The sequence below is a fragment of the Rhizobium sp. M1 genome (assembly GCF_002531805.1).
Taxonomy (GTDB): Bacteria; Pseudomonadota; Alphaproteobacteria; order Rhizobiales; family Rhizobiaceae; genus Rhizobium; species Rhizobium etli_C.
Genome location: NZ_NWSW01000009.1, coordinates 148,334 through 171,967 on the forward strand (window position 1 = coordinate 148,334; position 23,634 = coordinate 171,967).

Annotated in this window: 21 protein-coding genes; 8 read left to right on the forward strand and 13 right to left on the reverse strand. The window is 59.5% G+C overall.

The annotated features are described in order from the left end of the window. Positions 1-3: 3 nt before the first annotated feature. The gene (locus CO655_RS10670; protein ID WP_097607266.1) at positions 4-1,317 is read right to left on the reverse strand and encodes a CmpA/NrtA family ABC transporter substrate-binding protein; all 1,314 of its coding nucleotides are present in this window, start codon (positions 1,315-1,317) and stop codon (positions 4-6) included. Between the two features lie 624 nt (positions 1,318-1,941). On the opposite strand from CO655_RS10670, the gene CO655_RS10675 reads away from it, so the two are divergent. The 3 genes from CO655_RS10675 to CO655_RS34765 all read left to right on the forward strand — a co-directional run bounded on the left by CO655_RS10675 (position 1,942) and on the right by CO655_RS34765 (position 4,461). Then, positions 1,942-2,592 carry an alpha/beta fold hydrolase gene (locus tag CO655_RS10675; protein WP_097664680.1) on the forward strand — a complete coding sequence of 217 codons (651 nt, stop codon included), beginning with the start codon at positions 1,942-1,944 and terminating at the stop codon, positions 2,590-2,592. A gap of 139 nt (positions 2,593-2,731) precedes the next feature. Next, the gene (locus CO655_RS34760; protein WP_348628148.1) at positions 2,732-3,550 is read left to right on the forward strand and encodes a diguanylate cyclase; all 819 of its coding nucleotides are present in this window, start codon (positions 2,732-2,734) and stop codon (positions 3,548-3,550) included. Further along, entirely contained in the window at positions 3,547-4,461 is a 915-nt protein-coding gene (locus CO655_RS34765) for a GGDEF domain-containing phosphodiesterase (protein ID WP_348628149.1), read from the forward strand. The genes CO655_RS34760 and CO655_RS34765 overlap by 4 nt, the downstream gene beginning before the upstream one ends. 70 nt (positions 4,462-4,531) lie before the next feature. Here the strand turns inward: CO655_RS34765 and CO655_RS10685 are convergent, their stop codons facing one another. From CO655_RS10685 to CO655_RS10725, 9 genes are all read right to left on the reverse strand, one after another. Further along, positions 4,532-6,187 (reverse strand): thiamine pyrophosphate-dependent enzyme, encoded by a 1,656-nt coding sequence (locus CO655_RS10685; protein ID WP_097664638.1) that lies wholly within the window; start codon positions 6,185-6,187, stop codon positions 4,532-4,534. A 38-nt stretch (positions 6,188-6,225) separates the two neighbouring features. Further along, positions 6,226-7,050 carry an MBL fold metallo-hydrolase gene (locus tag CO655_RS10690; protein WP_097664639.1) on the reverse strand — a complete coding sequence of 275 codons (825 nt, stop codon included), beginning with the start codon at positions 7,048-7,050 and terminating at the stop codon, positions 6,226-6,228. 114 nt (positions 7,051-7,164) lie between these two features. Further along, positions 7,165-8,193 carry a TIM barrel protein gene (locus tag CO655_RS10695; RefSeq protein ID WP_176539235.1) on the reverse strand — a complete coding sequence of 343 codons (1,029 nt, stop codon included), beginning with the start codon at positions 8,191-8,193 and terminating at the stop codon, positions 7,165-7,167. Positions 8,194-8,321: 128 nt separating this feature from the next. Beyond that, positions 8,322-9,260: a myo-inosose-2 dehydratase gene (iolE, locus tag CO655_RS10700; protein ID WP_097664640.1), complete on the reverse strand. Its 939-nt coding sequence runs from the start codon at positions 9,258-9,260 to the stop codon at positions 8,322-8,324. Between the two features lie 39 nt (positions 9,261-9,299). Next, positions 9,300-9,788, reverse strand: a complete 489-nt coding sequence (locus CO655_RS10705; RefSeq protein ID WP_097664642.1) for a hypothetical protein — start codon at positions 9,786-9,788, stop codon at positions 9,300-9,302. Continuing rightward, positions 9,785-10,903 (reverse strand): ferritin-like protein, encoded by a 1,119-nt coding sequence (locus tag CO655_RS10710; RefSeq protein ID WP_097664643.1) that lies wholly within the window; start codon positions 10,901-10,903, stop codon positions 9,785-9,787. The genes CO655_RS10705 and CO655_RS10710 overlap by 4 nt, the downstream gene beginning before the upstream one ends. A gap of 83 nt (positions 10,904-10,986) precedes the next feature. Beyond that, on the reverse strand, positions 10,987-12,858 hold the full coding sequence (locus CO655_RS10715; RefSeq protein WP_097664644.1) for a GMC family oxidoreductase: 1,872 nt from the start codon (positions 12,856-12,858) through the stop codon (positions 10,987-10,989). Positions 12,859-12,954: 96 nt separating this feature from the next. After that, the gene (locus tag CO655_RS10720; RefSeq protein ID WP_097664645.1) at positions 12,955-14,388 is read right to left on the reverse strand and encodes a glycoside hydrolase family 15 protein; all 1,434 of its coding nucleotides are present in this window, start codon (positions 14,386-14,388) and stop codon (positions 12,955-12,957) included. Positions 14,389-14,650: 262 nt separating this feature from the next. After that, complete coding sequence (locus CO655_RS10725; protein ID WP_020919472.1) at positions 14,651-14,995, reverse strand: helix-turn-helix domain-containing protein; 345 nt, start codon at positions 14,993-14,995, stop codon at positions 14,651-14,653. Positions 14,996-15,177: 182 nt separating this feature from the next. Between CO655_RS10725 and CO655_RS10730 the strand changes: the two genes are divergently transcribed. Continuing rightward, on the forward strand, positions 15,178-15,816 hold the full coding sequence (locus CO655_RS10730; protein ID WP_010033377.1) for an acyl-homoserine-lactone synthase: 639 nt from the start codon (positions 15,178-15,180) through the stop codon (positions 15,814-15,816). A gap of 162 nt (positions 15,817-15,978) precedes the next feature. Beyond that, positions 15,979-16,704, forward strand: coding sequence for a LuxR family transcriptional regulator (locus tag CO655_RS10735; RefSeq protein WP_010033374.1), 726 nt, complete (start codon positions 15,979-15,981; stop codon positions 16,702-16,704). Between the two features lie 15 nt (positions 16,705-16,719). Here CO655_RS10735 and CO655_RS10740 read toward each other — a convergent pair whose 3' ends face one another. Next, positions 16,720-17,184, reverse strand: coding sequence for an Lrp/AsnC family transcriptional regulator (locus CO655_RS10740; protein ID WP_010033371.1), 465 nt, complete (start codon positions 17,182-17,184; stop codon positions 16,720-16,722). Positions 17,185-17,309: 125 nt separating this feature from the next. Here CO655_RS10740 and alr point away from each other — a divergent pair, with 125 nt between their 5' ends. The 3 genes from alr (at position 17,310) to CO655_RS10755 (ending at position 20,834) form a co-directional block, all read left to right on the forward strand. Beyond that, positions 17,310-18,443 (forward strand): alanine racemase, encoded by a 1,134-nt coding sequence (gene alr, locus CO655_RS10745; protein WP_097664646.1) that lies wholly within the window; start codon positions 17,310-17,312, stop codon positions 18,441-18,443. 30 nt (positions 18,444-18,473) lie between these two features. Then, on the forward strand, positions 18,474-19,730 hold the full coding sequence (locus CO655_RS10750) for a D-amino acid dehydrogenase (protein WP_097607256.1): 1,257 nt from the start codon (positions 18,474-18,476) through the stop codon (positions 19,728-19,730). Between the two features lie 84 nt (positions 19,731-19,814). Beyond that, the gene (locus CO655_RS10755) at positions 19,815-20,834 is read left to right on the forward strand and encodes an AraC family transcriptional regulator (RefSeq protein ID WP_097607255.1); all 1,020 of its coding nucleotides are present in this window, start codon (positions 19,815-19,817) and stop codon (positions 20,832-20,834) included. A gap of 116 nt (positions 20,835-20,950) precedes the next feature. Here CO655_RS10755 and CO655_RS10760 read toward each other — a convergent pair whose 3' ends face one another. After that, a complete protein-coding gene (locus CO655_RS10760) occupies positions 20,951-22,621 on the reverse strand; it encodes a globin-coupled sensor protein (protein WP_097664647.1) in 1,671 nt (556 codons plus the stop codon). A gap of 301 nt (positions 22,622-22,922) precedes the next feature. Further along, positions 22,923-23,504, reverse strand: coding sequence for a LuxR C-terminal-related transcriptional regulator (locus CO655_RS10765; protein WP_245423783.1), 582 nt, complete (start codon positions 23,502-23,504; stop codon positions 22,923-22,925). Between the last annotated feature and the right edge of the window lie 130 nt (positions 23,505-23,634).

Genomic DNA, 23,634 nt, shown 5'->3' on the forward strand with positions numbered 1-23,634 from the left:
GGATCAGGAGACGGCCTTGATCGAAAGGCTGTCGAGATAGGCGGAGGGATTTTCAGGATCGAAGACTTTGCCGTCGAAGAAGGTCTCCGTGCCGCGCGACGAGGAGGCGGGAATGTCGGCCGCGGCGACGCCCAGATCCTTGGCGGCCTCGCGCCAGATGTCCTCGCGGTTCACCTGGTTGACCAGCGCCTTGATGTCGGTTGTACCAGGCAGATTTCCCCAGCGGACATTTTCCGTCATGAACCAGGTGTCGTGGCTCTTGAACGGATAGGAGGCGCCATCCTTCCAGAATTTCATATAGAGGTCGGTAGCCTTGGCCTCGCGGCCGTTGCCGTAGTTGATGTCGCCCTTGAGGCGGCCGAGCACGTCCTTGGTCGGAACGTTGAACCATTGGCGCTTGCCGAGGATCTCCGCCATCTCGGCCTTGTTCTCCATGCTTTCGCACCATTGCTGCGCCTCCATGACGGCCATCAGCAGGGCCTTGGCGGCATTGGGGTTCTTCTCGATCCACTCGGCGCGCAGGCCGAGCGCCTTTTCGGGATGGCCCTTCCAGAGTTCGCCGGTGGTCGCGGCGGTGAAGCCGATGCCCTGGTTGACGAGCTGCTCGTTCCACGGCTCGCCCACACAGAAGACGTCCATATTGCCGACCTTCATGTTGGCCACCATCTGCGGCGGCGGCACGACGATGGTCGAAACATCCTTGTTCGGATCGATGCCGCCGGCGGCGAGCCAGTAACGGATCCAGAGGTCGTGGGTGCCGCCCGGGAAGGTCATGGCGGCCTTGATCTCCTTGCCTTCCGCCTTCTTTTTCTCGAAGGCGGCCTTCAGCTTGGAAGCATCGAGCTGCACGCCGGTCTCGGCATATTCCTTGGCGACGGAGATGCCCTGGCTGTCGAGATTGAGCCGGGCAAGGATCGCCATCGGCACCGGCTTGTTGTTCTGCGTCACCTTGCCGGTCTGCATCAGGTAGGGAAGCGGCGAGAGAATGTGGGCGCCATCGATGCCGTTGGCCGCGCCGCCGAGCACCAGATTGTCGCGGGTGGCACCCCAGGAGGCCTGCTTGGCGACATCCGTTTCCGGCAGGCCGTGTTTGTCGAAAAAGCCTTTCTCCTTGGCGATGATCAGAGGCGCGGAATCGGTGAGGGCGATGAAGCCGAGCTTGACGCCTTTCACTTCAGGGCCCGCTCCGGCTGCGAAGGCGCCGGAGGGAAAGGCGGTCTTGACGGCGCCGATGAGGGCGGCCGCGGCCGTCGTCTTCAGCATGCCGCGGCGGGTGATGCCGGTTGTCGAAATCCCAGTCGTCGAAATCTTTTTCATCTGCAGGTTCCCCTCTGCTTGGTGAATTCGGACGCAAAAAAACGCCGCCGGCATTTGCGTTCGGGATGGGAGATCCCGGACGGCAAAAACCTTGCGACGTCGGTGTCGAAGTCGGCGCCTATGCCGCGCCCATCTGCCCCAATCGCCGTTGACCGGGGCGTTTAGGAACCTGCAACTGGCATGCCAATTCTAACGAGGGTCAGTAACGGCATGAAACAAAACAAAAAAGTCGGAAATTTCAGACGTGATTATTTATTGTGCATGTCTAAAATGTGGTGATGATTTGTGCGATTGCGAATGTGGATGCATTCTTGACGCGCCATATTTGTGCAGCGCACATACGCAGCCACGTACATTTGGCCTTCCCCTTCGGAGGCTCACGCGCGCATTCATCCGCCGAAAGCGACAGCATCCAGTGGGCCGTTGCATTCAAACGCTCTCGGTCTGAGGAGTTGCGATGCAGGGCAAGCCTGAACGCGCCCGCCGCAGCAATGTCCGCTCCTGGCAGAGTCGGTGCCAAAGACCTGTCGAAGCAGTTCGGTCGAGGAGGCTGCACGGTTGCACTTGCCGGACTTATCAGCAAAATCGACGCTTGATCGGTAGCGGCTGTTTTGCGGACACATGATGAACGACACGGTTATCCTTTTTCATGGTATTGCCCGTACGAAGAAGAGCATGGAGAAGCTCGCCGGGTTCCTGTCCGGCCACGGCTACCGCGTCGTGAATGTCGCCTACCCCTCCACCAAATTTTCGATCGAGGAGCTCGTCGGTTTCATCCGCCCGGAGATAGAAGGGGTTTCGGCGGACGCGGGCGAGGGCCGTGTCCATTTTCTCGGCTATTCGATGGGTGGGCTGATCATTCGTGCTCTTCTCAAGGATTATCGCCCTCACAATCTGGGAAGGGTGGTCATGGTCGGAACACCGAACAACGGCAGTCAGGTTGCCGACTTCCTCAGGGACTGGCCCTTGTACCGCAAGCTCTATGGACCGGCCGGGCAGCAGCTGGTTACGGATCAAACCGCAATGATCGATCTCTTCGGTGTGGTGGATTACGAACTTGGCATCATCGCGGGAAATCGGACGATTGATCCGGTTTCTTCCCTTATCATTGGTCTTGGGGTCCCGAATGACGGAAAGGTTTCGGTCGACAGCACGCGTCTCGACGGCGCGACCGCCCATATCGTATTGCCGGCAAATCATACGTTTTTCCCGGTGAATAAAACAATGTGGCGCCAAGCCCTCTCGTTTTTCAGAGACGGGCGGTTTCTGAGCTGACACGGAGGCCCTGCTCCGGTTCCGACGTCAGAGGTCACGGCGATTTGCGACGGTCGGATTGCCGCCGGCGGCTGCTCTCGATTAGCACTCTTTAAAATATTCAATGCGACATTCGGGCGAACGAAATAGCGAGATCGCCTTGAGCAGCAAACGATCCAGAACAAATGTCGAGCTTGAGAACCTGCTTCGTCAGCTTGGACTGGCTCTTGAAGCGTCCGGGATCGGGATCTGGCAGCACAACATCGCAAAAAACCAGACGCGATGGGATGAACAGCTCAAGTCGATCTATGGCGTTCCGAAAGCGCCGCTCGATGTCATCTGGCTCGACAGTATCCACCCGGACGACCTCGTGCCGACCAATGAAATCTTTCTCCGCGCGATCGAAACCAAATCGGATTATGCATCCGAGTTTCGCATTATTCGGCCGGATGGAGCGACCCGCTATCTGCGTTCGCGCGCCCGCTATTTCGTCGACGCGGCCGGCGACCCGTGCTTTGTCGGCGCCGAATGGGATGTGACGGACGATGTGCTTCTCAACAAGGAGCTGGAGAGGAGCCGGGCGGAGGCGCGGTTCGCGGCCGATCACGATCACCTCACCGGCCTGTTGAATCGGCGCAGCTTCGATTTCGCCCTGTCCGAACTTGCCAGGCAGGAGAGCGTCAAGGTTGCACTTCTTCATATAGACGTCGACCATTTCAAGGAGATCAATGACCGCTTCGGACATGCGGTCGGCGACCTCGTTCTCTGTCACGTCAGCAAAATTCTGCTGGAGGCCATTTCCGCTGGTGACGTCGCGGCACGGCTCGGCGGCGACGAGTTCGCTGTCGTCATCACCGAGGACGAATGTGACAAGACGATTGCGGTGCTCGATCATATTCAGAGACGTCTGGAGAGCCCGCTTCCTGTCGGCGATCAGACGCTGATCGTGCGGTGTTCGATGGCGTTGCGAGCGCCATGAGCGCCGATTTCGCCAGGCTGCTCTCCCAATCCGATCTGGCGCTGTACCATGCCAAACGCAACGGTCGGAATCGGGCCGAGATTTTTTCCGACGAAATGGCTTCGACGCTGGCGAATGAAAGGCAGCTCGCCCAGGATCTGCGGGCCGGACTGGCGCTCGGTCAGATCCGCCCATTCTACCAGGTGCAGGTCGACGCCAAATCTTTCCGGGTGAACGGTGTCGAAGCTCTGGCGCGGTGGCATCATCCCACCCGAGGAATCCTCGCCCCGGCGCATTTCCTGTCCATCGCCTCGTCGAATGGTTTGGTCGCAGAGCTTGACGATGTCGTTCTGAAGGCTGTTCTGTCGGACATGAAATCCTCCGTTTCCCCTCTGGAGGGCATCCGGGTGTCCGTCAATCTGTCCGCCGATCGTCTCGACGATCCGGAGCTGACGGCGAAGCTGGACGGCTATGACATCCCGCCCGGCCGGTTGAGCTTCGAGCTGATCGAGACGATATTCCTGGACAGCCTGAGTGACCAGGTGCGGCAGAACATCCAGGCGATCAAGTCTTTCGGTATCGACATCGAAATCGACGATCTCGGGTCCGGGCATGCTTCCTTGCTGGGTTTGCTCGAGCTGCGGCCGGATCGTGTCAAGATCGATCGCCAGCTTGTGACGCCGATCCTGCAATCGGTGCCCAGCCGCCGGCTGGTGGGCTCATTGGTCGACATAGCGCGGGCGCTGGATATGGAGGTGATCGCCGAAGGCGTGGAAACCCTCGAGCATGCCAACGTGCTTGCCGCTCTCGGCGTCCACACCCTCCAGGGTTATGCGTTCGGACGACCGCAGTCGTTTGCCGACCTGTCGGCGCGTCTGGAGCAGGAGATATTCGATTGCGAGCGGGCCGAAGTTGTTGGGGCCGGTCGATAACGTCGAAGCGATCAAGCGACGGCAGTTCAATGCCTGCCGGCCGAATGGACAACCTATTGGACGCTCACATCTAGCTTGCTTTCCAGTTCGCATTATTGGGGATTGACCGCTGAGGCACGACGACCTGGATGATGGACGGACTGTTCAGGTTTTCTTTGGCGCCATTTATGGCGTCCTGCAGTTCGCCATAGGTATCCACTTTCCAGCCCTGGCAGCCAAAGACCTCTGCCAGCTTGCTGTAATTCCATCGGTGCAGGATGCATGAATTGTAGAACGGCTTGTTACCATGGAAAACCGATGCGTCGGCAAGCCATTGCTCCACGCCATAGATGCCGTTGTCCATCACGAAGATGATCGGGTTGAGATTGAAACGGGTTTGTGTCGAGAGGCATTGAGCGGTCATCTGAAACCCGCCATCCCCGGCAAAGACCAGCAGCCTCTGGTTATCTTGCTTCGCCAGCGAAACCCCGGTCGCGGCCGGGCCGATATAACCGATCGCCGAATAAGATGACTGGACGATGAAACCGCGGCGAGCCCCCACTTCAAGAAGCAGGCTGCCGAAATAATTCAAACTGGCGTCGGCACCAACGATGGTATTGCCGTCGATCTGCTGCTGAATGAAATCGTAGAAGCCCTGATAGGTAATTTCGTCTGCCGGATTCACCACCGGCGCTTGCCGGGTCGTTTTCGCCGGAACAGTTTGGGCTTTGCATGTCAGCCTTTTGTCAATCAAGCCGTTGACGAGATCCGCCAGCGAAACCTGGGCGTTGAAGATCGTGCCGTATTTCACCGTATCCCAGGAGGCGAATGCGGTCTTGGCGAGATCGATAGGCCAGCCCAAATCGTTGATATCGGTCAACCAGACGCCCAGCGCCAATACGAAGTCGGAGTCTTCGACCAACGACTGGACATAAGGTGACGACGATTTGCCGTCAAACACGCCGGTAAATTGGACATCGTCTTCCGACAGGATGGCCTTGCTCAAAAGCTCGGTCACGTAGGGGATTTTGAGGTCCCGAATGAGCCGCTCCGCCTGGTCGTGAAGGCCAAACCGGTCGATCTCGACGCCGATCCAGAGCAGGGGTTTGGCGGCATTCTGCAATCGTTCGCTGATTTGCGCGATCGACTGATTGAGACTGTCCTCGTCGGATATATCTGGCGCCGCCTTTAATGCATTCGACGGACGCGTGCATTGCAGGTCGACCATATCCTCCAGCAACTCGATATAAACAGGACGTCTTTCCGTGATGCACTGCGTCAGCGCATAATCTATGAGCATTGGCGCAAGATGAGGGCTGTCGATGCGGACGGCAGCGGCGGTTATGTATTCGAACACCTGACGATCCGTTTCCCGTCCGCTGATGAAGTGATGCGAACTGTAGCCGGTTTGTTCGAATGTGAGCGTTTTCTGGATGCTTGGCGTACCGTTGATCAGAACGACCGGCACCTTCTCGACATAAGATCCGGCGATCGCATTTGTTGCGCAAAGCGAGCCTGCGGAATAGGTGACGCACAGCGCGCCAATTCCCTTCACTCTCGCATAGCCGTCGGCCGCATAACCGGCATTCAGTTCATTCACCTCTTCGATGACCTGAATACCGCTTTTTTCGACATAGCTGTTCACCCATTCGATCGAATAATCGCCCGCCACGGAAAACAGGTGCCCCAGGCCCAGTTCGCGAAGTCTGTCGACCAGATATTGCCCAACCGTGTATGTATCGCCCATGTTCCAACGGCTCCCCTGTTGACGAGAATTGACGAATCTTAGAACTCGCTCGCGTTATCGAATAAGCGCGGTATGTATATGTCGAATATTCCGGGGCATTTTCGTTCGGGAAATCTTTCCAGCAGGAAGCGCGTGAAAGCATCATTGGTGAGTCCGTTGCCTGCGGCCTCCATGGCGACGGACAAATACTCTATATTTTTGGCAACCTCGTTTTTGTCAGCGGGAAAGCCGTGACCGGGAAGGAACAGGTCATAGTCGGACAGCAGCATGCCCTGCAAAATCCCGATCCAATGCTCCATGTATTTCGTCAGATAAAGGTGCGTTCCGCTGTAGATCAGGTCTTGCGCAATAAAAACGCCCACATCAGGAAGACCTATGGTGAGGAGAAAATCGATCTCCGTATCAACGACTTCCTCAAATACGTATTTGACTCCGTCGATGATCTCGTGGCCGGCGCGGACGGTATGTTCGGGAATGACCAAGCTGGTCGGAGCGAGGTTGCCCAGTTTCCAATGGTCATTCAGGGAATCCTGCCCATGCTGCCTCAGGAACTCCTTTGTTTCCGACAATGCATGAATCGGAATGTCGCTGAATGCGGCTCCCAGGCCGAACCAATGGTCGGGGTGCCTGTGCGACAGGTAAATCCGGTCGATCTTCTTGCCGAGACTGTCGGCATAGGCCCTGAATTGCAGCGCATAGGGAACGAGGAATTGCCCATCGACAAGAACAAGCTTGTTCCTGCTTTCGATGATGTGCGTTGCATTGGCGATATTGTCATCCGTGAAAGCTGAAATGAACGTATGAATACGGACATCGCCTGCTCGCATGACGATTTTAATGGGTTCCGGCAATTGCGTCACCATCGGTATCTCCCTGTTTAAAGGTCGTTTGCTGAGGTTTGACGTTCACCTGGGGATGGCGGAGATATGGTTCCCCAGCATTCCCGGGCTGTTTCCAACATGTGCGCCGGAGCGCCATCACGGATGAGATCGACGGCCGTGGGACGCGATCTCTTCCTCCAATGTCCTCAGGGCGGCGCGCGCAACGTCGTAGGCGCTGTCGACATCAGCCTCCGGCGCATCCTCGCCGGGCCGCCAGAAGCGTCTGCGCGTCATTCGCATCGAGCTCTCGAAAGGGGGAATCGCGTTGAAGACTTCGACGAGATAGGGGCCGGAATAGACCGGCTCGATTTCGTCCAGCATGATCTCCCAGGGAATCCAGCTATCTCTAACAGCGCCCCGGTCCGGCGCTGAGATATGAACGTAATTCAGCCGGCTTTGCTGTACTGCCCGGGCGACATTTTTCCTGAAGATTGCCGGCCCCTGGCTTTCCATCACGACCTGGGCTGTATCGATCGTGACGCCACAGACCGGAATGTCGGCGCTTTCGAGAAAATTCAGCGCTTCCGAGACCATGGTCGGCCCGGGCGTTTCCCAATTCTTGACGGGTTCGATGGCGAGCTTCACCCGCTTCTCGGCGGAATATTGCGCCAATTCCCGGAAGATGGGGGCTGCCGCCGCATATCGCGGCTTCATCCAATCCTGAAGCGCGTCGCTCCATATCCCTTCACCGTCATCCGTCAGCGGAAAGATGCCATAGGGGTAGAGGAACGGCCCCGACATGATCGTATTCTCCCCGCCCAGCACCGAGGTGATGTCGACGCGGGATTTGAGATAGGACAGAGCCTGCTTGCGCTGTTCCTCGTAGGGCGAGGTCGGATCGAAGGTCCGCGTGGTCCCCACATTGGTTGTGAACTTCACATCCCGGAAGCCGGCCTGATCGAAGGCTCGTCTGAGGCTGATATAGCTTTCGACCTCAGCATGATGACCGACATGGGCCGGTCCTGGGGCGATATGCACATCGAAGCCGGTGTAGCCAATCTCGGTAAGAGCTTTCAGATGTCTGACGAGAACCTGGGTATAGGCCGCGTCATTCGGCCTCAAGTCCGCTGTAAACATAAAGAAGCTGAAATATATATCTCGCCTGCGTGCCTCTTCCATCTTCATCACTCCAGCTGTGGCTATCCAGGAATGCGTGGTTCAGGATGATGTCTCGCCTGGCATTGTGATGAGGCGAGATCCGTCCCCGCCTCCTTCACATTGCCATCGGGCTGAAACAAACGGTCTGCGCCGGGCTACCATCCAAGCAGCTTGCGCAGATATTCGCGGCCCATTTTCGCGTATTGCAGCGGATTGGCCTTGGCCGGGTCCTGCTCTGCCTCGATGCAGATCCAGCCGGCGAAATCCGCCTCGGCCAACGCATCGAGGATTTGCGGAAAGGTCTCTATGGAGCCGTCGCCCGGCACGGTGAATATCCCCGCCTCGATCCCTTGCTGGAAGGACAATTCTCTATTGTGAATGTTCGTAACCACCTCGCCGCGAATGTCTTTCAGGTGAACATGCTTGATGCGGTGGGCGTATTTTCTGGCGAGCGCCAGCGGATCGACGCCGGCAGCCGCCTGGTGCGCGGTGTCGAGAAGCATGTTGACCAGGCGAGGATCCGTCTCGTCCATGAGCCGGTGGATCGCTTCCGTCTTCATCACCCCGGTTCCGAGATGCGGGTGATAGCAGAGCCGGCGGTTACGGGCCCTGGCTTTCTCTCCGGCGGCATGCAGGCCTTCGATCAGCTGTTTCCACTGGTCCTCGGAGAATTCGGGGCAATTGGGAAACAGGGCGACCGGAAGCGGATTGACCGCTCCGCCAAACTCGGCGACGACAAGATCGGCCCTGCGCGGATCGTCGCTGCCGCCTTCCATGGCTTCGAGGAAGTCGAGCTGAGCATCGACGCTTTCAAGCGTATGACGATTCATCGCCTTGATGGTGAAGTAGGTGCTCACCCAAGGCTCCGAAATCCGCAATCCCCTGAGTTCGAGGACGGGGCGCAAGATTTTCGGATCCGTCGGATATTTATGGCCGACGCCGCACCCGACATAGCCGGCGAGCGCCATTTCACTCAGAGCCTGCTCGTAGGGGATGCCGATGTCGATGTTGATGAAATCGTCATTCCACCAGAGCGTGGGGATGACACCGAGCCAGACCTTGTCGGGCGTCAGTCGATGCAGATGTGTCGTCATGGCAATGATCCAGTTCTGTGAAGACAAACGGAAGCGGCGTCAGGTCAGGTTGTGGAATCGAGAGCCGGAGAAAGCCGGAATTTTCGGCGGAGAGGCCCAGGAGCCGAAACCAGGCCCCTTGGCGCCTGCAGGGTGGGCTCCGATCGCCTTCCAGAGCAGACCCTCGATATAGGCGTCGGGAGAAACGACGAAGGTGATATTCGCAGGCCTGGGGCCAAAGCGCTCCGTCCAGGCGGTGGGCAACTCGAACCAGGTGCCGGAATACCAGAGCTTGATCAGCGCACGGGCCACGTCTCCCAGCAATTCATTGCCGAGAATGGTCGTGCGAACGGCCTGGATACGGGCCTCACCTTCCGGCGGCGGCAGGGCGGTGAAAGCGGCCAGCAACGCGTCGGTGATCTCGCTGCCGACCACCTTGTCGAGCGTGGCGAGATAGCGTTCCGCCAGGCCGGTTCCCAGAAGATCGAAGTGGGAGAAGGCCGTCAATTCGACGGAGAGACCCAGAAATGGTTCGAAACGGCTGCTCATGCGTTCACCTCCGCCTGCCGGGTGACGGCTGGCTGTGTCATACCGCCGGGGATCTCATAGGTGGGGCTGCCGTTCTTGCCGGGATGCTTCGGCAGCGGATTGCGGATGAGTTCGAGGATCATGTTGCGGAATTCGAACATCATCGGAACGGCTTCCAGCAGCAGGTGTGGCTGGCCGTTATAGGCACGCGTCAAAAGCTGGAGAAATTCGCCATAGCGCGTGTTGAAGGCGATCGCCGCCTCACGCAGTTCCGAACCTTCGAGTATATCTTTTACTTTCAGGTTTCCTTTTATGGGATAGGCGCCCTCCCAATCGACCTGTAAGTGCGGACCCGTGGGCTGGCCGGGCTGGTCGCCCTTCTGGTAGTAGCGGCCTTTGACCAGCTCCTCGAAACGATAGTAATGGGCCAGTTCGTGGTCGTTGTCGTCGTAGATACCGCCGCCGTCGCCCTCGCCCTGTTCGATGATGAGCTCGATGGCTTCCTGGGCGCTTTTCAGATCGGTCACGGGAAACAGCTCGCCGCCGCCGGAGTAATAATATTCCGAGGTGATCTGGCGCGACCTGTCGCCGGTAAAGATAGTTGTGCCCGCCCCATGCGCTTCGGCTTCCAGATATTTGATGCCTTCCGCAATGGCCGAGTAGAACTCGCCGATACTGTAGAAATGGAGGTCCTCATGGCTCGGATGGCTGGCAAGCGCGGTGATGTCGGCGGGAGTTTTGCGGTACATCAGGCCCTTGCCGACGAGATGTTCGGGACGGTGGGCCGGCCGCTCGATTTTCAGGAAAGTCGCCAGCGCCTCACGGCCGAATGCCTGGATGCCGACCTTGAAATCGGTCTCGCCGTCCGGCAGGGCGGCCGGATAGCTGGCTACGAAGTCCGGCCTGACTAGATCCGGCTTGCCGCCGATGGCATTGAGAATATTGGCCGCGATCGTCAGATGCAGCATTTCTTCCACGACGATCACGCGCAGAACCTGGGTCGCATCCTGGTTGACGCCGGGCTTGATCGAGTAAAGCGCCGTCAGATACGGCGGAATCGTCGCATGTTCGAGCTGCATCGCCCGGTAGAGAAACTCTTTCAGCTCATCGAGCGTCTTGATACTGTAGGAATCCATGCTCAAGCTCCATGAAAGATAAGTTGGGTGCACCGGCCGGCTTTGTGTCGCATCGGTTCCGCGCAGCGGATGCCGGTCTTCGTTCAATGCAGAGACTTCAGAATGTCGCGACCGCTTCGGAAGCACACGGCGGCCAGCGTCAAGGTGACATTGGCCGTGCCGATCGTCGGCATGCTGCCGCCGCCCACGAGATAGAGGTTTTCGTGGTCCCAGCTGCGCTGGTTCTTGTCCACGACGGAATTGGTCTTCGTCGTTCCCATGATATGGGTGCCGGCCAGATGATTGCCGCCGCGGATCGCATAGCCTTGTCCCTCATAGGCCACATAGCCGAAATCGCTGGGGTCGTAATGGGTATGGTCCTGCGCGCCCAGGCGGGTAAAGACGGTGCGCGCAAACTGGCGGCCATAGGCGGCGCCCTTCATGGTATATTCCGGAACCGTGAAGGACAGGATGGGCCGCATGTTGCCCAGCGCATCGGTATATTGCGGATCCACCGTGATGCGGTTGCTGTCGACGGGCATGACCTCGATCATGAACGCCAGCAGCAACTGCCGCGAAACCTGGTCGACCATGCCGCGCCGAAGATCCGCGCCGTAGAGGTTGCGATCGTCCACCAGTTCCAGAAGGTCGGAGGTCGGCGCACCCGTGGCCCAACCCCAGCCGTCGTTATGGATATCGATGGCGAAGGCGGCCTGCTTTTCCCGGAAGGGGCCGTCCCGCAGGTCGACGATACCGCCCGTCGAGCTGGTTCCGCGCATCGTGCCGCAGATTTCCGGCATCAGCGCCCAGTTCAGCAGATAGGCGTGGTCCATCAGATTGCGTCCGACAAGACCGCTGGTGCTGCGCAGGCCGGAGGCCAGCATAAGACGCGCGGTTTCGATGGCGCCTGCCGCAAGCACGAAAATCTTTCCCTTGACGGTGATGGTCTCGTGAGCCGGTGAGGCCGGGTCCTTGTAAATCTTGACCTCGAGAGAGCGGACTTTCCCGCTATCCGGATCGATGTCGACCTTCGAAGCGACCGCCTGCGGCAGCAGTTCGACAAGCTGCTCGCCGCCTTTCCCGTTTGCGGTGAACGCCTTGGCAAGCGTTTTGCCGGAGTGGTAGCGCGCTTGCACGGGACAGAGCGGTACGCAGTTGGTGTTGCCCTGGCACCGGCCGCCCTCTTCGACCTGATGCGTATCAACGGCGCCGATTGGACGGTAGCCCTTCCCACCGTCATAGGCCGGGTTGGGTATGCTGTTGCGACCCTGCGGATAAGGCCTGACCTTCAGGGGATAGGTCTTGTCGTAAAGTTCGACACTGGTGCCTTCGATGCCCTTGTTGACCTGCTGATCCAGATAGGAAAGCGGCAGGCCGCGCATGGGAAAGACATAGTCGTCCGGGAAGGTCTGCCCGAGATATTGCTGATCTTCGACATTCGCCGATACGCCGATTTCCCGCTCGGCCAGGCGGTAATCCTCCTCGACTTCCTCAAAGCTCAGCGGCCAGTCCAGCCCGTGGCCGAAAATGGTGCGCGTCTTGAAATCGGAGCGAAGCAGGCGGGGCGTTTTCGCCTCCCAGTGCATGGTCGTTCCGCCGAAAATACGGGTATATACCGTATCACTGACATAAGGGCCGGATTGAACGATATAGGTCGAACTATCGGTTTCCCCCGCCTGCAGCTTGCGAAGCTGCGGGCTGCGGGGAATGGCCGCGTTCGCATTCAGCGGAAAGGGCGACTGGTTGTCCTTGGAGGCTGCCGAATAGAAAGTCGTCAGCAGATTGTTATAGCCTGCCAGAGTGACATTGGAACCGGTTCCGGCTTCAAGGATAAGGACACGTTTGCCCGCTTCCGCAGCCTGCTTGGCAATGATTGCTCCGGAAATGCCGCTGCCGACGATCACGATATCGTAGTCGCCAGACTCTGCGACGGTCTTGGCATCGGCTCTTATCGCCGATTCGAGGGGAAAAAGCACTTTGGTCCTCCATTAGTCCCGGAAAGCCGCTTCAGGCTTTGCGGATCATGCCGTTCTGGACGCAATCGGGATTTCAGGCCGGACGGCCTGAAATCGTCATGATTTCGGGCCGCGGGAGTTTCGGGGTTTGGACTTGGCGGCCGGGGCGGCGGCGGAGCGGGCTCTGACGGCCGAGAGGAAGGAGGCATAGCTCCAGGTCAGATTCCGGACGCTTTTCTCATAGCCGACGGTTCCATCGAACTGTTCGCTCAGCTCATAGTGATCGCTGTGATAGACGATGGCGCGCAGCATGACGTCGGACGAAGCCCGCAAGGCAGCCGACGCGTCGGCGGCGCTGCTCGATGCGCCAAGTCCCAGTTCCGCGAAGAAGGGTTCGGAGAACTGATCGAGGGGGATGGCGCCGCTGGAATCGATGGCATTGGCAAGCCGATATTGAAACTCGGCGAAGTTGGCGGTGCACAGAGCCCAGGGATGCCCGCCAACCACCGGAGCGGCCACATCGCCATCGTAATGGTCGCCTGGATAGCGCCCGAAGAGCGGTCCGAGCCCGTTGGCCGCGTCGGCGCCATTGACCGGGTAATAGTTCGAAGACGAAGGATCGGCCCACTGGCGCCGCAGGATGGCCGCCGTTGCCAGAAGCTTCGTATCGGTCGGCTCGATGCCGCCATAGCAGACCGAAGAGACGATATCGATGTTCGCGTCGTAACCGGCTTGCTCCGCCGCGGCATCCAGAATGCTCACATAGAGCTGCCCGTTCCAGTGGCTGGCCAGCTGGCTTTCCAGCCAGGAAATGGCATCGGCCACCCCGGCAGGCACGGCAATACCGATCGTGTTTGTGGAAATTTCCCGGAAAAAGCGCAGCTGTACGGCTCTTGCGAAAAACGAATAGCCCTCATATTCCTCCCAGAGATTTGTGGTCTTGTTCTGGTAAACTTCGAGAAGATAAGCGAGGTTGGCCTGGACCAGTTGTTTGGCGATCGTCTGCGTGGCGCCATCCAGCTGTTCGAACAGGGTCAGGATCGCAATCGACTGAATGGCCGGCCCGTCATTCTGCTCCGACCACGGACGAACCTCGCCGGTGATGGTGAAGCAGGCGTGGCCAAGTGTGACGGTGTCGGAATTCTTCGCATTCGCCTGGCAGAGCGCGGCGAAGTTCACGTAGTCGACAAGGCTCGGCAAAACTCCGCCCGGAACAGGCAGCAAGCCGGCAAGCGCGATCTCGATGGCCGTAATCGCCCCGTCGCGGACCCAGTTGAAAACATAGTCCTGGTCGACACCAGGCGTGTTCGCTGGATAGGAGGGTGCGGCGATGACGCAGCCGGGGGCAGAGAAGACGCCGGGCGATGTGGGATCCTCGATGACATAGCCATCGCTGGTGATGTTGCGCATCATCAGAAGAGAAAAATAGCGCGACAAAGCGACCAGATCGGTCTGCGCGAAGGCAGGCCTCGGTTTGACTGTCGGCGCATTGGCGCCGATATGGGCCGGGTTCGCACCCGTCATTGACTGACTCCACAGCGCAACTGTCATCGACTGACTCCAAAATCGGTTGAGACTTGCCGGGACCAGATCGAGAAAATATTCCGGACCCGGATGGGAGAAATATTGCGGCCGAATGGGCGTTGAGAGTGAACACAAGGTCTCTGCGGCGAGGGGCAGGGTGGCTGGCCGCCCGCCGCCCCGCCCTCGCCGCCGCTGAACCTTTAACTAGAAAGATCGTCGAGGATCTGCTTTTTATCAACCTAAACGTGTTGACCTCAGGTCAAAAAATCCCAGGGAATTGCGCTTGGCGTTACGGGTGCTCCGGCGGGATGGATTCGACCAGCCCGACGAGATTGGAGCGTGTTGCCGCAGACCGGTTGCGCAACGCCAGTACCATTTGCAATTCCGTGGCGGAGATCGCGCTGTTCCTATGCCAGTCCATCGTGCCGCGCCCGAGCAGCAGCCAGTCGAGGGAGACATCCAGCAGGTCGGCGAGCGCGCAGGCGCTTTCCAGCGAGGTATGACCGCCATTCTGCCAGCGTGAGACGGCGGCGACGGACACGTCCAGTTCGGCCGCCAGGGCGTGAACTTTCCGGAACTTGCCGCGGGATATCGCCTCTCGAATACGTCTGCCGCGTGCCATGTCGTGGGTCATCAACAATCCTCCCCGTTGTTGCGTTAAAATTGGCAATTACCAAGAGCTTTCGATCGACGAACATCAGAAACTTCTTATGGAAGGGGACGGCAAAGCCAAGCACCGGTCAACCTGGTGAAATATCCAGATTGCGCCCGCTCGGCCTCCTGTTGTGAAACGTCAGAACATCAGGAGGGACGGATATGTTGCGGATACTCACCAAAGACATGCTCGAGACCGATCGACGTGCTTTCGATGAAATGTTTCGGGCTCGTGCCGCCGTTTTTCGCGATCGGCTGGGATGGCAGGTCGATGTCCGGGATCAATGGGAGAGGGACCGATACGACGAGGCCGAAGATCCCGTTTATCTCGTCACGCAGCGACCTTCCGGCACGCTGACCGGTTCGTTGCGCCTGCTGCCGACCACGGGAGCGACGATGCTCAAAAGCGAGTTCCGGCATTTCTTCGATCAGCCTATCGACGTCGATAGCCCGACGACCTGGGAATGTACCCGCTTTTGCCTTCATCCGCATGCCGGACACATGGAGCAATCGCGCGCAGTCGCCACGGAGCTGCTCTCAGGGCTTTGCGATCTTGCGCTCGACACCGGTATCGAGAGCATTGTCGGCGTCTATGACGTCGCGATGGTCGCCGTATACCGCAGGATCGGCTGGAGGCCGACGCCGCTTGCCCGATCCCGGCCCGAGATCGGCAAGCTGTATGTCGGACTATGGGATGTGACGGCGGAGAATTGTCGAACACTTCGGGCCAACCTGTCCCGATTTCTGGAGCAAGCCTCTCCCTATCCTGCCGGAGCCCTTGTCGATGGCGGCATGCGGTAAGCGCAGTCACTGTCCCGCCGCCCGGCATGGGATAGGGTCTCGTCGGTCTTTAATCTGTTCTTCACGTCGCGCCATGGTTGCCAAAAAATATGCTGTTCTCGGTAGTCGCGAAATGTTACCATTACGAGCAGTCATGAAATCACGCAACCACGAGTCCATCTCATGCTGAGCAGTTCTCGTTTTTTCTACTGTCTGGACCGGATCTCCGCATCGCCGACATTGCAGGATCTGGAAACGACGCTGGACGAAGTCCGCCACATCTATGCGATATCGCACATGGTTCTGCATGTGACCCGCTCCTCGGGGATGGCGGACAGCAATCCATTGCTGATGCTGACCTACCCGCCCGAGTGGGTGAAGCAATATCGTGACCGGGACTACTTCAGTATCGATCCCGTCGTGCGTCTCGGCCGGCGCGGCTTCCTGCCCGTGGAATGGTCCGCATCAAAATGGGATTCAGGCCGAGCCTATGGCTTCTTCAAGGAGGCGATGGCCTTCGGTGTCGGCCGGCAAGGCGTTACCCTGCCGGTGCGGGGACCTCAGGGGGAGCGATCGCTGTTTACCGTGACCTCCAATCATCCCGACGCCTACTGGCGGCAGTTCCGCATGGACAGCATGCGCGACCTCCAGTTTCTCGCCCACCATCTCCATGACAGGGTCATGGTGCTGTCGGGCATGAGGGAGATTGCGGATTTTCCGCAATTGTCGCGCCGCGAACTGCAATGTCTTGAAATGACGGCCAGCGGCCTAATGGCAAAGCAGATCTGTGCCCGCCTGTCCATTTCGGTGAGTGCGGTGCAACTCTATCTCGCCTCGGCACGCCGGAAGCTGACTGTCGCCACGACGAGCGAAGCGGTTGCCAAGGCCACGGCGCTTGAATTGATATGAGAGTGGGATCGCGGTTCAGCGCCTGCCTCGGGTGCGCGTCGCCAGAACGTTGCGGATCGAGAAGCTGGAATGGATCCTGAGAACGCCGGGCAAGGTCGACAGGATCTCCTTGTGGATGCGTTCGAACTCGCCCGCACTGGCAACCTCGACGCGCAGCAGGTAGTCGGAGCCGCCCGTCATCAAAAAACATTCGCGGATTTCGGGATGCCGGCGGACCGCCGCCTCGAAGCGGTCGAGATGGTCCTCCGTCTGCCGCTCGAGGGTAATGTTGATGATCACGGCGATCATCTCATCGGCATTGCCGGTGTCCACCAGCGCCGTATAGCCACGGATCACGCCTGATTTTTCCATGATCTTGATGCGTCTGAGACAGGCCGACGGCGAAAGGCCTATCTCGGCGGCGAGCTTGGCGTTGCTCATACGCGCGTCAAGACGCAACAGCCTGAGGATATTGCGGTCGACCGTGTCGAGGGCGGGCATGACGGTATCCTTCACATCTTGGCTGATTATGCGAATAATATCCAATACGTGCAATAATCAACGACAAAATCATCGGCAATTTCGCTCATTATTTCATAAGCTGCTGATATCGAGATGGGGTGGACATGGATAGCGATATTTTGGTTTCCCGCGCACGCACCGCGACGATCACGCAGGGAGCCACGGGCTATCTGACGATCGATCTTGCAGCACTCGGCCGCAATTATTCGAAGCTTGCATCGATGCTGGCGCCGGTCCGCGCGGGAGCCGTCGTCAAGGCCGACGCTTATGGCCTCGGTGCCGAACGGGTCGCCCAAACGCTCTACGATCAGGGCTGCAGGCACTTCTTCGTCGCCCAGTTCGTCGAGGCCGTGAGGCTGCGGCCGGCCCTTGCCGAGGGTGCCCAGATATTCGTGCTGAATGGCTTGCAGCCCGGCAATGGGGTCGCCTGCGCCGAAAGCGGCATCGTTCCGGTTCTCAATTCGCTCGCGCAGTGGCGGCAGTGGTCGGCGACCGCGCGCCGGCTGAAGCGCTGCCTTCCGGCCGTTCTGCAATTTGATACCGGCATGTCGCGGCTCGGCTTTCCCGAGGAGGAGCGACCCGAATTGGCCGCGGCCCTTCGCGACGGCGCCAATGTCGAAATCCTGTTCATCATGAGCCACCTGGCCTGCGCCGACGACCTGGAGAGCAGCCAGAACGGCGAACAGTTTGCCGAGATGGCGCGCATTGCCGATGAATTTCCGGGCTTCGACATCTCCTTCGCCAATTCCGGCGGCGTCTTTCTCGGCGATGCCTATCATGGCGTGCTCGCCCGCCCGGGCATCGCCCTTTATGGCGGCGCACCGAGTGCCGGCGGCACGAACCCGATGGAGCCGGTCGTCAGGCTGGACGTCGCCGTCGTGCAGACGCGCACCGTACCTTCAGGCGCCAAGATCGGTTATGGCGGCACGCATGTGACGCGCAGCGAAACCCGCCTTGCCACCATCGCCGCCGGCTACGCCGACGGCCTGCCGCGCAGTCTCGGCGACTGCGGCGCCGTTTATCACAAGGGCATCCGTCTGCCGATCGTGGGGCGCGTGTCGATGGACAGCGCGACCGTCGATATCACGGCCTTGCCCGTAGGGGCGCTGGGCCTCGGCAGCCTTGTCGAAGTGCTTGGCCCCAACCAGACGCTTGAAGACGTGGCTGGCGACGCCGGAACGATATCTTACGAAATACTAACCGGTCTGGGCGATCGTTACGACAGGCACTATTGCTGAGAGCCGGCCGGCTTTGTTCTTGAGGAAATCATGAAAGTCATCGTTCTGGGTGCCGGTATCGTCGGCGTCACATCCGCCTATCAGCTGGCCAAATCAGGTCATGAGGTTACCGTCGTCGACCGGCAATCGGGGCCGGCGCTGGAGACGAGCTTTGCCAATGCCGGCGAGGTCTCCTTCGGTTATTGCTCGCCCTGGGCAGCCCCCGGCATTCCTGCCAAGGCCATGAAATGGCTGTTCATGAAACATGCGCCGCTCATCCTGCGCCCGAAATTCGACATGGCCATGCTCGCCTGGATGACGAGGATGCTGTCCAACTGCACCTCCGAGCGTTACGCAATCAACAAGAGCCGCATGCTGCGCCTTGCCGATTACAGCCGCATCGCGCTCGCCGAGCTTCGCACGGAGACCGGCATTGCCTACGACGAACGCATGCAGGGGACCCTTCAGCTGTTCCGCACGCCGCAGCAGCTCGAGGCCTCGGCCAAGGACGTCAAGGCGCTGGCCGCCGACGGCATCCCCTATGAGGTGCTGGACCAGGACGGCTGCATTCGTGTCGAGCCGGCGCTGAGGCACGTGCGCGACAAGATCGTCGGCGGCCTTCTGACGCCGAAGGACGAGACCGGCGACTGTTTCAAATTCACCAATGCGCTGGCCGCCAAAGCCGAGGCGCTCGGCGTCCGCTTCGCCTATGGCACGACGATCAAGGCCCTGGACGTCGAAGCCGGCCGGGTGCGCGGGATCATCACCGATCGCGAGCGCGAACGGATGAGCGCGGACGCGGTGGTGGTTGCGCTCGGCAGCTATTCGCCGCTGCTGCTCAAGCCGTTCGGCATTAGCCTGCCGGTCTATCCGGTCAAGGGCTATTCGCTCACCATCCCGATCACCGACACGTCGCGCGCGCCGGAATCGACCGTCATGGACGAAACCTACAAGATCGCCATCACCCGGCTCGGCGACCGCATCCGCGTCGGCGGCATGGCCGAAATATCAGGCTATACCAACGATCTCGGCCTCGCCCGCCGCGGCACGCTGGAACATTCCGTCACCGATCTCTTTCCCGGCGGCGATGTGTCCAAGGCTTCCTTCTGGTCGGGTCTGCGCCCGATGACTCCGGATGGCACGCCGGTCATCGGTCCGACGAAGATCGTCGGCCTCTTCCTCAATACCGGTCACGGCACGCTCGGCTGGACCATGAGCACCGGCTCGGCAAGGCTGATCAGCGACCTCGTCGGCGCCCGCACGCCTGAGATCGACGCGCGGGATCTTGCGATCAGTCGCTACGCCTGAAATCCAAACGAGAGAACGCAAAAAGAGAAGCGTTTATCTACGGGAATCGATTATTACTCACAGGAATTCAACTCGAGGTCGTGAATGTCCGTTAATTCCGAGGTACATGCCGCTGGCGGCTTCCTCCACCATCCGGCGGCGCAGAGCCCGATCTTTTCGGAAACGGCATACAGCGGAACGGACCCGGATGCCCTCTCGGAAATATTGTCGACCTCGACCTCTCCGATCAAGGCTGCGGCGCAAGCCAATGCCTCCATCGCATATCGCTGCAATTTCGTCTCGGCGGGAGATCTGGCCATAGCCGATTGCGCCTATGAGGGCGCGATCTCGCTCAGGCGGGAGGCGCCGAACAGCAAGGTGATCATATTCCTGCCGGTGGAGGGAGATGCGGTCTTCGGTGACGGGCAGGAGCCGATCCATTCAGTTCCCGGTCGCGGCGCCATTCTGGGAGCAGGTCGCGCCACCGGCGCCCGCCTGCTCGGCCGTCGCCGCCATCTCGGCTTGTTCGTCGATCAGGCGAGGATCAACGGGCACCTCACACATATGTTCGAACGAACGATCACCGGTGACGCCGATTTTCATCCCCATATCGATCTGACGACCGGCCCGGGGCTGTTGTTGCAACATCTCGTTACGAACCTGCATCGCGGACTTGGCGGGGGCGGGCTGTTGCAGGAGTCGCCGCTGGCCGTCAGCGCGCTCTGCGACGCGACGATCTATCTGCTTCTCGAGAACTTTCCCCATCGCTATTCGAACGAGCTGGCGCTTCCTGCACCGGCGCCGGCTCCACGCCATGTAAAATGGGCCATCGATTTCATGCACGCGCACATCGCCGAACCGATCTCGCTCAGCGAGATTGCGACGGCAGCCAAGGTCAGCATTCGGACTTTGCAGCAGGGTTTCCGGCAGTTCAGGAATACCACTCCGATCGGCTACCTCCACGAAATCCGGATGGTCGCTGCCCATCGCGACCTGCTCGAATCCGGTGCGAAGCAGGCCGTCGCCGATATCGCGCTCAGATGGGGATTTACCCATCTCGGGCGTTTTGCCGCCGAATACAAGAAGCGTTTCGGTGAGCTGCCGTCGCAGACGCTGAGGGGTTGATCGAGGCGAGGCGCCCATGACCAGCCGCGTGTCCGGCGGTGGTCATGGGCATCATGTGTTTCGCGTCAGCTGCGTGGGTTCTTCAGCGTGCTACGGCCGGGGACCGGCCGGCAGCGTCAGAATTCCTCCCATTCGCTGCTCGCGATGGCGGTGTTGCCATGGCTCGGATAGACGGCGCCGAGTTTCGCCCGCAATGCGCGCGCCGGTGATTCAGCCGTTGCGGACCCGGTTCCCTGCCTGGCCGGACGTATCTGGGACGCTGCGGATTTTCCGATGTTGAACGCGCTGAGCATCTGAGCGATATGGCCGACCTCGCGAACCAGGGCGTGGCTGGCGGCGGTGGATTGTTCGACCATGGCGGCGTTTTGCTGGGTACCCTGATCCATGGCATTGACGGCGGTGTTGATCTCGTGGAGCGCCGTTGCCTGCTCGCTCGACGCCCTGACGATGGCGCCGATGTGCCGGTCGATCTCCTGGACCTCGTCGACGATCACCGTCAGCGTCTCGCCGGTCTGCCCAACCAGGGAAACGCCGGCTCTTACCTGCTCGCCCGAATTGTTGATCAGCCCCTTGATCTCTTTCGCCGCCTTGGCAGACCGTTGCGCCAGTTCACGAACCTCCTGTGCAACGACGGCGAAGCCCTTTCCTGCCTCTCCCGCGCGGGCGGCCTCGACGCCGGCATTCAGCGCGAGAAGATTGGTCTGGAAGGCGATCTCATCGATGACGCCGATAATATTGGAGATTTCCCGCGACGAACTGTCGATTGCCCCCATTGCGGCGACCGCCTGCTGGACGATCTGCCCCGATTTTTCGGCGCCGATGCGGGCCTTGGCAACCAACTGGCCGGCCTCTTCGGCGCGCCGGCTGGAGTCTTTCACGGTGGTGGTGATCTCTTCGAGTGCCGCGGCCGTTTCCTCGATCGAGGCGGCCTGCTGCTCGGTGCGCTTGGCGAGATCGTCGGCAGCGGAACGGATTTCCTGCGATCCGGCATTAATCTGGGAGGCCGCTCCGCTGATCTGTTCGATGGTCGTCGACAGCTGTTTCAGCGCATTGTTAAAATCGTCGCGCAAGGCGTGATAGGCCGCCGGCAGATCGTCGTCGATCCGATAGCTGACGTCCTTGGCGGCAATGGCCGCCATGGCCTTGCCGAAGGTGGAGCAGACGAGCTGCCGTTCCGCCTCGATCGCGTCCGCCTGTGCCTTCTGCTTGGCGACTTCGGCCTCGTCGATATAGACGGAAATGGCGAGATCCATGTCCAGCATGACGGCTTTGACGAGGCTCGCCAGCGCCTTGCCGAAATCGGCCGGCTTCATCGTCTTTTTCGAAAACACCCCGCCCTTCGGGAAGATCTCCTCAACGGCGCTGTTGATCAGATGGTCGAGAATGATGGCGTAGCCGCCGATATACCATTGCGGTTCCAGCCCGATGCGGGCGTGAACGGTTCCGATCGTCTTGACCTTGGCGACGTAATCCTCGTTGAAATTGCCGTCGGCGATATTGACCCAATGGCCCGCCTGCGCGCCCTTTGCCCGCGCGATGTTCTCCTCCGTCGAAAAGAAACGGCTGACTTCCGGGCTCTTACGAAGCTGCGCGTAGAATTTGTCCAGCCCGTGCGGCAGCTCGCGTTCGATCAGCGTCTTCAGGGCGCGGATGCCGGCGCGCCCCTGTTGGTCGAGCTGCATGAAATCGAGACGGCGTTCGACGCTGCGGCTTTTGGTTTTGGCGGCTCCGCTGTCGTAACCGTGGGCGGGATTGCTGCTGGCATGCATATGGGAATGACTCGACATTCTTGACCTCAAGACTGGAAACCGTGATTGGGCACGTGCCTCAATCACATCGAAGCCCGCCGTCATGTCGGAACTCGGCGTCCACCCGCCTGATCGATGACCCCAAATTTGGGATAGTTGGTTTATTTGCGGTTAACCAAGCCGGCTCATGAAATGGATTTCGTCAAATTTTTCGGTATCTGGATACGCTCTGCGATTTTTTGAACGAAGCAGCCTTGAGCAACCCGCTGCCGCGTACCTCAAAACAGCAACAGGCGGCCCCGATTCTCCGAGCCATGTCATGATTCGGGAGTGCCCAGTCTCAGCTTATGAGCTGACGGCGGATCGCTTCGGCGATCGCATGGGCGCGATTGGCCGCCCCGAGCTTCTTCGTCGCACTCTTCAGATAGCTGTTGATGGTCTCGGTGCGGTAGTCGGACGCATCGGCGATCTCCTCGCTCGTCAGCCCTTTTCCCGCGAGTTCAAGGCAGCGCAGTTCGCCGCTGGTCAGGCGAAGGGCGCCGGCCGCAAAACGGTCCATCAGCGGTTTGGTGATCGCCCGATGCAAAGGTTCGGAAAAGAAGACAAGCAATTCCAGCTCGCTTGCCGTGAACGGTTTTTCTCGGGTGAAGCAGACGCCGCCATAGACAACGCCATGCCTGGACAGCGGAATCTGCACCCGCTGCCCAATCCCGTAGGATCGCAACAGATACCGCAAGCGTTGTGACGGGGCCATGATCGCGAAGGCTTCTTCTTCCGTCAGTGGTGTCGTTCTGTGAAGAGACTGAACGACAAGCGGGTCGGACAGACCCAGTTTTTCGCCAAAGTAGCTGTCGATATAGGCGGGCGGCATATCCGTATCGATGGAGCAGCCCCGTCCGATCCGATATCCCTCGAGATCCAGCCCGCCGACAGCGATGTAGCGGAAATCGACGGCCTTTCTCAGTTGTTCCAGCAGTTCGCTGTTGCGCAATTGCCGATGGGACGGAACCTCGGAGAGGTTTCTGAAGCGGCAAAGGCTTTCAATTGATACG